The organism is Marinobacter sp. (genome assembly GCF_034669625.1).
Lineage (GTDB): Bacteria > Pseudomonadota > Gammaproteobacteria > Pseudomonadales > Oleiphilaceae > Marinobacter.
The window spans coordinates 75,620-87,762 of record NZ_JAXMOY010000009.1 but is presented as its reverse complement, the minus strand read 5'-3'; the positions used below and the strand labels follow the sequence as shown (position 1 = coordinate 87,762).

Here is a 12,143-nt window from a genome sequence, read left to right as displayed (position 1 = left end):
GGAAGCCGCCCTTCTGACACCGATCAAGCGTTTACTCAGACATCCAGGTAATCAAGGATGCCTTCTGCCGCCTGTCGACCTTCCCAAATAGCGGTGACCACCAGATCCGAACCGCGAACCATATCGCCGCCGGCGAAGATCTTCGGGTTGCTGGTCTGGAACGGGAGCTCAGCTTTCTCTGGCGCCGTAACACGACCGGATTCATCGGTATTCACCCCGAGGTCTTCAAACCAAGGTGCCGGGCTCGGACGGAAGCCGAAGGCTACCAACACGGTGTCAGCAGGAATTACTTCCTCACTGCCAGGCACGATTTCCGGACGACGACGGCCGTTCTCATCGGGCGCACCCAGCTCAGTAGTAACCACTTTGACGCCTTCAACTTTGCCATCACCCACGATTTCCACCGGCTGGCGGTTGAACAGGAACTTCACGCCCTCTTCTTTAGCGTTAGCCACTTCGCGGCGGGAACCCGGCATGTTGGCTTCGTCGCGGCGGTAGGCACAGGTCACGCTTTCTGCCTGCTGGCGGATGGACGTACGGTTACAGTCCATGGCGGTGTCACCACCACCCAGAACCACCACGCGCTTGCCTTTCAGATCAATGAAATCTGCTGATTTCTTCTCGAAGCCCAGGCGACGATTTACGTTGGAAACCAGGTACGGCAGCGCGTCGTAAACACCGGGCAAATCCTCACCGGGGAAGCCGCCTTTCATGTAGGTGTAGGTGCCCATGCCCATGAACACCGCATCGAACTCTTCAAGAATGCTCTTAAGCGAAACATCCTTACCGACTTCCGTATTCAGGCGAAATTCCATGCCCATTTCTTCGAATACCTGACGGCGACGGGCCATCACGCTCTTTTCCAGCTTGAACTCTGGAATACCAAAGGTCAGCAGCCCACCGATTTCCGGGTAGATATCGAACACAACGGGCTTCACACCGTTGCGCACCAATACATCAGCACAACCAAGGCCGGCGGGACCGGCGCCGATTACAGCAACCTTCTTATCCGTCCAGCTCACCTTGGACATGTCAGGCTTCCAGCCCAACGCAAAGGCGGTGTCGGTGATGTACTTTTCCACCGAGCCAATTGTAACCGCGCCAAAGCCGTCGTTCAGGGTGCAGGCGCCTTCGCACAAGCGGTCCTGAGGACATACACGACCACAGACTTCGGGTAGTGAGTTGGTCTGGTGACACAACTCTACGGCCTTCATGATGTTGCCTTCCGATACCAGCTTCAGCCAGTTCGGGATGTAGTTGTGCACCGGGCACTTCCACTCACAATATGGGTTACCGCACTCCAGACAACGGTGTGCCTGAGATCCCGCATGGGTCTCTGTAAACGGGTGATAAATCTCACCAAACTCTTTCTTCCGCTTTTTCGCCGGAACTTTCTTCGGGTCAACCCGCCCTACTTCGACGAACTGGAAATCATTATGAAGTCGTTCTTTCATAGTGTTGCTCTCATACTTTCGATTTCGACGCGGGCCACGCACCGGGCGCAGCCCAACTAACAGTTTCCCGGCGCTTACTCGGGACGAGCTCTCGTGCTGGCCAACAGGCTGCGCAAATTCGCTGCCTTTGGTTTAACCAGCCAGAACCGATTAATGTAATCGTCGAAATCATCCAGAAGATGTTCAGCCCAAGCACTTCCGGTTTCCGAAATGTGCTCCCGAATCACACCGCGAAGGTGGTTTCGGTAGGCTTCCATGTCTTCCCGTGCAATACGCTGAATCTCAACCAACTCGTGGTTGTACTTGTCGACAAAGGTGTTGTCCATATCCAGAACATAGGCGAAACCACCGGTCATACCCGCACCGAAGTTGTAGCCTGTCTCACCCAGAACCGTCACCAAACCGCCCGTCATGTATTCGCAGCAGTGATCGCCTGCGCCTTCCACTACAGCGTGAGCTCCCGAGTTACGAACCGCAAATCGCTCGCCCGCGGTGCCAGCCGCAAACAACTTACCACCGGTTGCGCCGTACAAGCAGGTATTACCTGCGATGGACGTTTCCTGGGTTTTGAAGTCACTACCACGAGGTGGCTTGATCACCAGCTTACCGCCGGTCATGCCTTTGCCCACGTAATCGTTGGCGTCGCCGTGCAGAACCATGTTCAGGCCGCCAACGTTCCACACCCCAAAGCTCTGACCGGCAGTGCCCGTCAAGTCCAGGGTGATCGGGGCATCAGACATGCCCTTATTTCCGTAACGAGCGGCAATTTCACCTGACAGACGTGCGCCGATAGAACGATCACAGTTAGTCACTTTGTAGGTCCAGGCGCCACCGGATTTTTCGCTGAGCGCCGCGGTTGTGTCTTTCACGATTTGCTCGGCCAACTTACCCTGGTCGAACGGCACATTACGCTCTACCTGGCAGGTCTGAGGCTTCTCCGCTGGAATAAGATCGTTTTCCAGCAAACGGGTCAGGTCGAGTTTCTTCTGGCGCTCAGTATTACCCGGCAGGCGCTCGAGAAGATCAACGCGCCCGACCAGCTCTTCCAGACTGCGGGCACCCAGCTTGGCCATCCACTCGCGCGTCTCTTCCGCGACAAAGCGGAAGAAGTTCATCGCCATCTCAACCGTACCCTTGAAATGCTCTTCTCGCAGGTAATCGTTCTGCGTCGCGACACCGGTAGCACAGTTGTTCAGATGACAAATACGCAAGTACTTGCAACCCAGAGCAACCATTGGCGTTGTACCAAATCCGAAGCTTTCCGCACCCAGAATCGCGGCTTTCACCACATCCAGACCGGTTTTGATACCGCCGTCTGTTTGCAGGCGAATTTTTCCACGCAAGTCGTTAGCGCGCAGCGCTTGCTGCGTTTCGGTCAAGCCGAGCTCCCACGGAGAGCCCGCATAACGGATGGAGGTCAACGGACTGGCCGCAGTACCACCGTCGTAACCGGATACCGTGATCAGATCGGCATAAGCCTTGGCGACACCGGCTGCGATCGTGCCTACGCCCGGTTCAGACACCAGCTTCACCGAAACCAAAGCCTCGGGATTAACCTGTTTCAAATCGAAGATCAGCTGAGCCAAATCCTCAATGGAATAGATGTCGTGGTGAGGTGGCGGTGAAATCAGTGTCACACCCGGCACCGAGTAACGCAGACGAGCGATCAGGTCGTTCACCTTGCCACCCGGCAGCTGACCACCTTCGCCCGGCTTAGCGCCCTGAGCGACTTTGATCTGCATAACGTCCGCACTGCGCAGGTACTCAGCGGTTACACCGAAGCGGCCAGAGGCAACCTGCTTGATCTTTGAGCGCTTGTTAGTGCCATAGCGCGCGGGATCTTCACCACCTTCGCCGGAGTTCGAACGGCCGCCGAGGGTATTCATCGCCACCGCCAAAGCTTCGTGAGCCTCAGGAGACAGCGCGCCCAGCGACATAGCCGCCGAATCGAAGCGCGGGAAAATATTTTCCACCGGCTCCACATCCGCGAGATCGACTGGCTCGATGCCATCTTTGAACACCAGCAGGTCACGCAAAGTTGCGACCGGGCGCTCATTGACCAAGCTTGCGTACTCTCTGTAATGACCGTAGTCACCACTGATCACCGCATCTTGAAGCTTACCGACCACGTCCGGGTTGAACGCATGGTATTCCTGGCCATGGATGTACTTCAGCACACCACCGGGAGACAGCGGCTTACGAGGCTTCCAAGCTAAAGAAGCAAGCAGCTCCTGATCCTGCTGGAAGTCACCGAAATCGGCGCCCTGAATACGGCTAGGCACACCTTTGAAACACAGGTCAACGACGCTGTCAGCAAGACCGATCGCCTCGAACAACTGAGCGCCACGATAGGAAGCAACGGTTGAGATACCCATCTTGGACAGGATTTTCAACAAGCCCTTGTTGATACCCTTGCGGTAGTTATTCTTGGCTTCGAGCGGATCCATCATCAACTCGCCGGTGCGAATCAGGTCGTTCATGACCTGATAGGCCAAGTACGGGTAGACCGCGGTGGCGCCAAAGCCAAACAGTACCGCAAAATGATGCGGGTCTCGCACCCAACCACTTTCAACAATCAGGTTGGTATCGCAACGCAAGCCGTTAGCCGACAGATGGTGGTGAACTGCGGCGGTGGCCATCATAGCGTTTACCGGCAATTCACCCTCCACCAAGTCTTTATCACTCAGGATCAGCAACACCTTGCCATCACGAACCGCAGCCGCAGACTCTTCGCATACCCGAACAATCGCCTGCTCCAACCCTTCTTCCGGACGATAGCTCAGGGCAACACGACCAACTTCAAAGCCAGGACGCTGATTATTAGAGAGCCTGAGGAACTTAGCGGGCGACAGTACCGGCGTCGTCAGAATGACACGATTCGCATGGTCTGCGGTTTCCTCAAAGACATTTTTCTCTGCACCCAAACAGGTTTCGAGAGACATCACGATGGTCTCACGAAGTGGGTCAATCGGCGGGTTGGTGACCTGCGCAAACTTTTGACGGAAATAATCCGCAACGTGGCGCACCTTGCTTGAGAGCACCGCCATAGGCGTGTCGTCACCCATGGAGCCGACGGCTTCCTGGGCGCCTTCCGCCAAAGGCCGAAGCACCTGGTCACGCTCCTCGAAGGAGACGTTAAACATCTTTTGCTGAACCAGCAGTTCTTCCGGGCCCATCAGCTTGAATTCAGGCGATTCCTGATTCAGCGTGGTTTCCACGCGCAGTGCGTTTTCCTTCAACCAACGCTTGTACGGCTGTGCGCTTTTCAGCCGCGCATCGATATCCGGTGTGTGCAACACTTCACCGGTTTCCGTATCAATCGCCAGCATCTGACCGGGGCCTACCCGGCCTTTGGCAACAACGTCAGTTGGCGCATAATCGTAGGTGCCTACTTCCGACGCCAAAGTAATGAAATCATCTTTCGTGATCACCCAACGTGCCGGGCGCAAACCATTTCGGTCGAGCATACAAAGTGCATAGCGACCGTCGGACATAACCAGACCCGCAGGGCCATCCCACGGCTCCATGTGCATGGAGTTGTACTCATAAAAAGCACGCAGTTCCGAATCCATGGTATCAACGTTCTGCCAGGCAGGCGGTATCATCATTCGCACGGCACGGAACAGATCGACGCCACCGGCGAGCAGTATTTCCAGCATGTTGTCCATACTGGAAGAGTCCGACCCAGCCAGGTTAACCAATGGCTGCAAGGTTTGCAGATCCGGCAGATCTGGCGAACTGAACTTAGCCGCACGGGCGATAGCCCAGTTACGGTTACCATCAACGGTGTTGATCTCACCGTTGTGCGCAAGATAGCGGAACGGCTGAGCCAGCGGCCACTTGGGCATAGTGTTTGTGGAAAAGCGCTGGTGAAACACGCAAATGGCAGTTTCCAGATCCGGGTCGCCGAGATCTTTATAGAAGTTGGCCAAATCAGCCGGCATCATCAAACCTTTATAGGCCAATGTGCGATGAGAGAGGCTACAGATGTAGAACTCCGAATCGTCCGCCATATCTCGCTCAGCATAACGACGGCCGAGGAACAAGCTGATAGCAAATTCCTTCTCTGCTTTATCGCCGGGCTCGACAAACACCTGCTCAATCCGTGGCAAACAATCCTTTGCCATGGGACCCAAGCAACTGTCATCAACAGGCACTTCGCGCCAGCCCATGACCTCGAGCCCTTGCTCGATCAATCTGTGTTCAATCGCAGCGCGGCCGGCGGCAGCCTTGGCTTCCTCTTGGGCTAAAAAAACCTGGCCAACTGCAAATAAGTCGCCAGGTTTTTTTCCAAACGCTGCTTCAGCAGCTTTAACCAAAAAGGCCTTAGGGCTCTGCAACAGCAGGCCGCAACCATCACCGGTTTTTCCATCGGCAGCGATGCCGCCCCGGTGAGTCATACAGGTGAGTGATTCGATAGCTGTTTCCAACAGCTTATGGCTAACCTCGCCCTTCATGTGGGCTATCAGGCCAAAACCGCAGTTGTCCCTGAATTCATCGGGATGATACAAGCCTGTTGTCATAAGCGTTCTCTCACGTAAAAAACGTTCCCGCTAACACATTTCGCACCATGACAGTGCATAAATTGTGCTAACACTTTAAAAAAGGGGGAAGGGATTATACGTATGACAAACGATCACGCAAGAGGTTTTTAAATTTTCCGTAAGAGCGGAAGACTCAATGCACCGATATGGTGCAAGGCACCCGATTAGAAGCTTTCGTATGACCGAACCCAGGGCTGATCTACCTTTAACGCCTCAGGAAGGGTCGAAACGGCAGTTTTTGCCTCTTCTCGGGTCGCGTAGCTACCGTACACGAGCATAAACCACGGCTCTCCTTCACGCTCGCCTACGGTATACCGTAAAGCTTCACTTTCCGGCAAACGACCAATTACGTTAAGAACCGTCTGCTCCAAGCGTCCCGCAACTAACTGGAGTGTCCAGCCTTGGCTTTTTTGCAAGCGCTCCAAAGCCACAAAGCGCTCCGGCATAACAGGGATAAATGTGGGCTCTGGCTCTGGCTCTGGCTCTGGCTCTGGCTCTGGCTCTGGCTCTGGCTCTGGCTCTGGCTCTGGCTCTGGCTCTGGCTCATCAACAGCGTCCGCAGGTTCCGACGGAATTTCTAGGACATCAGGCTGCTCGGATTCTACTGTCTCGCGCGGCTCTGTCACTCTAGTTACAGACTCTTCGGCGAATGATGTCGCATCAAGCTCTGCAACCACAGGGCGTTCAACTTCCTCTTTCCCGGTCTCCGGCCCTATAGTAATGCTTTTGCGCACCCGTTCCGGCGCAACCACTTGATCCGGCAGGTTTTCTACAGCCTGATCATACTGCTGAGATACCAGCCACCACGAAAGGCCTAGCAACAACACGGCAAGTGCCAGCCAACGAAAACTTTGAACAGACGGGAAACTAAAACGGGACACCGCATGAGAGCCTGCCACCATGTCGAGCCAAACGCCCGGTGTCACTCGCTTTAAGCGGCCAAAGTTGCCCTGACTTAGGGCATAAATCTGCCTTAAGCGATAGGAAGACAACAACTCATCCACCGGGCCGCCGGCTTTATTAACGCGAAGTTCTAAATAGGCTAAGACATCTTCTTTCGCCAAAGGGGGCAGCGCGAGATGATGTACGTATCCCGCATCAGGCTCAGAAGAAAGCACCTGCTCGACGACCTCGCTGCCAACAAACACCGGCACGGCGGCTGCCGTGCGGTCAGCCGCAACAAAGGCGGAAAGAATAAGATTCAGAACATCCGGCGGGCATCGGTCTGCATCATCAACCAAGAGCACTTGGCGCTGCCCACGCTCGACACGACTTTCTGACCAAGAAAAATAACGATAAACCGCTTCGCGGGGCTCAAAGTCCTCAGGAATAGCAGAGCGAGACAAGCGTTTCAGTTCACGGGCCAACGCAGAGGCACTCGTTAGGGCAGCTACCGGAACTCGATGGAAGTCCAATCTTCCCGACTCACTCCGAACCAACTCTGCCAGTACTCGCGTTTTACCTGCCCCAGGCGCACCCGTTACAACCAGCGCCATATCACCAAAACCACAAAGATGGCGGAGAGATTCCAAAGCGTGCTGCCGCATAGCCCCTGGAAAAAAAGGCACATCCATCTCAAGCGGGTTCTCGCTCAAGCCGTAGCGCTGCTGCAGCCGCGGGAACAACCCACCGCCATCAAGACTGCTAAAAGTGTCCTGAGCCACACCTCATCCCTGTATTATTGTTTTCTGGATATAAACCGGTTAACAGATAAACGCCTGCAAGGTCGCACGCAAATTCTCTGACTTGTAGTCCGAGGTAACCCAAGCATCCCCCAACTCACGCAAAAGCACCAAGCGGATGTGGCCATCAACATTTTTCTTATCCACAGCCATCAGACTCATAAAATCATTTTTCGACATTCCGACCGGTGCTTTTTCCGGCAGACCCGCACGCCGAATTAATGCATCCGCACGGTCTTTGTCAGCGGGGTTAATGTATCCTTCCCGAACCGACAAGTCGGCTGCCATCATCATCCCGGTTCCGACCGCTTCTCCGTGCAACCAGTTGCCGTAACCTGCAAAGGTTTCGATAGCATGGCCAAAGGTATGGCCGAGGTTAAGAATGGCACGTAAGCCGCCTTCTTTTTCGTCCAGAGATACCACTTCGGCCTTGCACTCGCAGGAGCGGTAAATCGCTTCGCCCAGAGCCACGGCATCCAAAGCGCGCAGCGCGTCGATATGATCTTCCAGCCACCCAAGGAATTTCGGTGTGCGGATTAAACCGTATTTAATCACTTCAGCCAGCCCGGCAGACACTTCTCTGGCCGGAAGGGTTACGAGCGTATCGGTATCTATCAGCACGGCTTGCGGCTGATGGAACGCGCCCACCATATTCTTGCCTAAAGGATGGTTAATGCCAGTTTTACCACCGACAGATGAATCCACCTGCGACAACAGCGTAGTCGGAATCTGAATGAACGGTACCCCGCGCTGGTAACACGCAGCAGCAAAACCTGCCATGTCGCCGACCACGCCACCACCTAACGCCGCAATGGTCGTATGGCGGGTGTGACGATTTTCCAGAAAACCGTCGAAGATCAGATTCAGCGTCTGCCAGTTTTTATGCTCTTCGCCATCTGGCAGCGTAACCACATCAATCTGTTTTCCCGGAAAACACGCTTTCGCTTTTTCCAGATATAAAGGCGCAACCGTCTCATTCGTGACAATCATCACCTGAGCGCCACCCACCCATGGCGTCAGATCATAAGAGCCCAGCAGCCCCGATCCAATAACGATGGGGTAACTGCGTTCACCAAGATCAACTTTGAGTTCTTTCAGTACCTTGTACATGCTGACGACCTTCCTTCCGCCTTTGCCTTCTATGCCTTGGGGTTTTCGGACTGATTCTGTTCACCAATTGCCGGACCACGAGCCGCGGGCTTTTTCGGTCGGTATACATCACGATATCGGCCAACTGGGTATACAGAGGGTCCCTGATCGCAAACAATTTTCGTAGCACCCCTTCGGGATCATCATTTTGGAGTAGGGGGCGGTTGCGATCTTTTCTTGTTCGCTCAACCTGCTGTTCAATCGAGGTTTTTAGATAGACAACCACAGCGTCTTTACGCAACAAGGGATGGTTTTCCGGGCGCATCACTGCACCACCACCTGTAGCCAAGACCACCTCAAATTCGGCAGCCATCTCGTCAAGCATGGCGGTTTCTCTTTGCCGAAAGCCAGTTTCACCTTCAACATCAAAAATCCACGGGATATTTGCCCCACACCGCTCCTCGATCACTCGATCCGAATCCATAAAACGGTAACCGAGCTCTCTGGCAAGCAAACGGCCGATAGTGCTTTTTCCGGCCCCCATGGGCCCAACCAGAACAACACGTTTGGGCAAAGACATAACTTTCCGCTCAACAATTTTTCAGGCGGATGAGAATAGCACAGGGCGCGCCATTCCATAACCTCGCCAAGCCACAGACACAAAAAAGCCGCCGGTATTAGCGGCGGCTTTTAGGTCAGGAGCCTGTCACTGGATCAAGTCGCTCTTGATAATCTTCGGCGTGATGAAGATCAACAGTTCACTGCGCTCATCGATATGTTCGGTGCGTTTAAACAACCGGCCCAAGTAAGGGATATCACCCAGGAACGGGGTTTTTGTCGTTTGAGTTGCAACTTCCGACTGGAAGATACCACCCAGAACCACCGTCTCACCGTTCGCGACCAGAACCTGCGTAGTAACTTCGTTGGTATTGATTGACGGGATGCCCGCTGTCACCTCACCACGAGAGTCTTGGTTCACCACCAAATCCATAATGATCTTGTCATCCGGAGTGATCTGCGGCGTTACTTCCAACGAAAGTACCGCTTCTTTGAACGACACCGAGGTTGCACCGCTGGAGGAAGCTTCTTGGTATGGAATCTCCTCACCGGACTTGATCGAAGCGCTTTGGCGGTCAGCCGTCACAACACGAGGCTGCGATACAACTTCAGCGCGACCATCGCTTTCAAGCGCTGAAAGCTCCAGATCCACCAGGAAGTCATCGCTACCCCAGCCGATGGCGAAGGAGGATGCGCCATCGCCAGTAACCGCAAGGTCTGCAACCAAAGCTCCCGGGAAGGAAAAGCTGTTTCCGCTACCATTCGCGATATCGGTCGCCTCACCCAGAGTGTCCAGAGATCCACCTACCGATACTAAGTTATCACCCTTTGTATCAAACGCACCGCCACCCCAGCGAACACCGAGATCCTCAGCAACGTTGGTTTGTGCACGAACAATACGGGCTTCAATCGATACCTGACGCACAGGCACATCCCAAGTACTGACTAGCCGACGAATCTCTTCAAGCTTATCCGCGGTTTCACGAACCGTAATGGTATTGGTGCGCGTATCAGAGGACACGAAGCCACGCGATGAAATCAACTCTGCATCCGCCTGGATCAAGCTAACGATTTCGTCAGCCTTCGCGTAGTTGACCTGAATAATATCCAGTCGAACCGGAGCCAGCTCCGCAATCTGCTTATTGGTTTCCAGCTCAAGCTTCTCACGAGCCGCTATTTCTTCCGCCGGTGCCACCAGCAGCACGTTACCAATCTGACGCTTATCCAGACCTTTGGTTTTCAAGATCAGATCCAGCGCCTGATCCCACGGTACGTTCTGCAAGCGCAATGTGATGCTACCGCCCACGGTATCACTGGCCACCAAATTCAAGCCGGTGAAATCCGCGATCAACTGCAACACCGAACGAACTTCGATGTCCTGGAAGTTGAGAGACAACTTCTCACCAGAGTACGGGAACTTCTCTTCGCGGCGCGTTTCCGCCTCTTCTTGAGAGATTTTTTCCACACTCACCGTGAACTCACGGCCAGATTGATAGGCGATGTAGTCGTAATCCCCTTCCGGACGAATCTCTACAACGGCATTTCCGTCTTCCATAAAGGTATCGATACGGGTGACCGGCGTAGCAAAGTCAGTCACGTCCAGACGACGACGCAAATCAACCGGCACATTGAGATCCGGCATAGTCAGGCGAATACGTCCACCTAGCTCCGTCAGGTTAACCGCAGAAGAGCTGCTGCCTAAATCTACAATCACACGCCCTTCGCCGGTCTTCCCTCTTCGGAAATCAATACCTGCCAGTGCGTTTGCGCCAGACTGCGCCGAGACGGTTGTTTGTGGCGCAGAGGAGGTCGCAGCTACCGATGACGCGGCACCCCCGATCGTCATAACCAGCGAATTGTTATTGCGTGTCGTCTCGTGCGGAACCAGTTCAATCAAATTAAAGATCAAACGGGTGCGATCTTTCGTTTCCACAACGGTCACACTCTGGGCATTACCGGAGCCCAGTGGGATGCTGCGCTGATTAATCGCACTCGTTGTATCTTTCAGGTCAACGGTAATCCGCGCCGGCCGCTCAATGGTATACCCCGTCGGCTCTGGCGGAGTGCCATCAAACTCCATCGTCACTTCCAAGCGTTCACCCGGCAGCGACGAAAACGATACGTCTTGCAGCGTGACCGCGCTGGCCAGGCTGCTCCATAACCCCACGGCAATGATACCTACGGAGACATTAAGTTTTTTAAACATCGCTAGCCTCGACCCTAAACCTGTTTTTTCTTGCACGTTTCTTATATTCATCATCCTGCCGCTCCTGAGCCCTCATCCAAAGACAAAGAGCGCGGGCGTTCAACCCATCCACCCCGGCCATTCGGAACGATTTCAATCAGTTCGATGCGAGTTTGACTGACACCTACGATACGGCCGTAGTTCTGCCCCATGTAGTTTCCGACGCGCACACGATGAATGCCCGACGAGCCATCCCGTACCAACGCATAAAGGCTTCCGCCAGCACCTTCCAAAGTTCCCACCATGTTCAGCGACTTCAGATCGAAGTTCTCGAGCACTTCTCTCGGACGATCAAGATCCGGCTCCACATCAGTGACAGGCTTTTCATCAACCATGGTGAGCTGAACATCAACTGGCGGCTCAAACGGTGCTCGGCGGTCGGCCGCCGAATAGCTGAAGGCCTCATAGGCCTTGAACTCTGGCAAAGGCTCCACGTGCCCCCGGGGTTTCGCCCGGGTATCCGCCATAAACTTGTCCAAATCCGAGAAGCCATTTCCCTGGGAACAAGCCGTCAGCAATGACGCCAGACACACACCCAGCCAGGCTTTTCCTGCATGCATCTTTGCCATGC

The 12,143-nt window shown here is 54.3% G+C and carries 7 protein-coding genes; all 7 read right to left on the bottom strand.

The window, feature by feature from the left end; translation table 11 throughout:
* Positions 1 to 35: 35 nt before the first annotated feature.
* The 7 genes from VOI14_RS09875 to VOI14_RS09845 all read right to left on the bottom strand — a co-directional run bounded on the left by VOI14_RS09875 (position 36) and on the right by VOI14_RS09845 (position 12,141).
* Positions 36 to 1,454 (bottom strand): FAD-dependent oxidoreductase, encoded by a 1,419-nt coding sequence (locus VOI14_RS09875; protein WP_323751884.1) that lies wholly within the window; start codon positions 1,452 to 1,454, stop codon positions 36 to 38.
* A 74-nt stretch (positions 1,455 to 1,528) separates the two neighbouring features.
* Positions 1,529 to 5,977, bottom strand: coding sequence for a glutamate synthase large subunit (gene gltB / locus VOI14_RS09870; RefSeq protein ID WP_323751883.1), 4,449 nt, complete (start codon positions 5,975 to 5,977; stop codon positions 1,529 to 1,531).
* Between the two features lie 185 nt (positions 5,978 to 6,162).
* Entirely contained in the window at positions 6,163 to 7,662 is a 1,500-nt protein-coding gene (locus VOI14_RS09865; RefSeq protein ID WP_323751882.1) for an AAA family ATPase, read from the bottom strand.
* A 39-nt stretch (positions 7,663 to 7,701) separates the two neighbouring features.
* Complete coding sequence (gene aroB, locus VOI14_RS09860; protein ID WP_323751938.1) at positions 7,702 to 8,778, bottom strand: 3-dehydroquinate synthase; 1,077 nt, start codon at positions 8,776 to 8,778, stop codon at positions 7,702 to 7,704.
* Positions 8,759 to 9,349 (bottom strand): shikimate kinase AroK, encoded by a 591-nt coding sequence (aroK, locus tag VOI14_RS09855; RefSeq protein WP_323751881.1) that lies wholly within the window; start codon positions 9,347 to 9,349, stop codon positions 8,759 to 8,761. Before aroK ends, aroB begins: the two co-directional genes overlap by 20 nt.
* Positions 9,350 to 9,475: 126 nt before the next feature.
* Positions 9,476 to 11,533, bottom strand: a complete 2,058-nt coding sequence (locus VOI14_RS09850) for a type IV pilus secretin PilQ family protein (protein WP_323751880.1) — start codon at positions 11,531 to 11,533, stop codon at positions 9,476 to 9,478.
* Between the two features lie 50 nt (positions 11,534 to 11,583).
* Complete coding sequence (locus VOI14_RS09845) at positions 11,584 to 12,141, bottom strand: pilus assembly protein PilP (protein WP_323751879.1); 558 nt, start codon at positions 12,139 to 12,141, stop codon at positions 11,584 to 11,586.
* Positions 12,142 to 12,143: the final 2 nt, after the last annotated feature.